The following is a 339-nucleotide window of genomic DNA, read 5'->3' on the forward strand; positions in this document are numbered from 1 at the left end:
TTGATTAAAAGTCAACTGCTCTACCGACTGAGCTAACGACCCATCGAAATCATTTTTTAAAGCATGGTGGTCGTTACTGGGCTCGAACCAGTGACCCCCTCCTTGTAAGGGAGGTGCTCTCCCAGCTGAGCTAAACGACCTGGGATATGACTGAAATGATGGTGGGTCGTGCTGGATTCGAACCAGCGACCAATTGATTAAAAGTCAACTGCTCTACCGACTGAGCTAACGACCCATCGAAATCATTTTTTAAAGCATGGTGGTCGTTACTGGGCTCGAACCAGTGACCCCCTCCTTGTAAGGGAGGTGCTCTCCCAGCTGAGCTAAACGACCTGGGAT

At 49.6% G+C, this 339-nt stretch carries 3 tRNA genes; all 3 read right to left on the reverse strand.

Annotation, left to right across the window (positions count from 1 at the left end):
• Positions 1-64 precede the first annotated feature (64 nt).
• A tRNA-Val gene (locus J9893_RS13970) sits at positions 65-140 on the reverse strand.
• A gap of 19 nt (positions 141-159) precedes the next feature.
• Positions 160-235 (reverse strand) — tRNA-Lys (locus tag J9893_RS13975).
• A gap of 22 nt (positions 236-257) precedes the next feature.
• Positions 258-333: transfer RNA gene (locus tag J9893_RS13980), tRNA-Val, on the reverse strand.
• Positions 334-339: the final 6 nt, after the last annotated feature.

The organism is Aeromonas sp. MaB10011B (assembly GCF_017939325.1).
GTDB classification, from domain to species: Bacteria; Pseudomonadota; Gammaproteobacteria; order Enterobacterales; family Aeromonadaceae; genus Aeromonas; species Aeromonas caviae.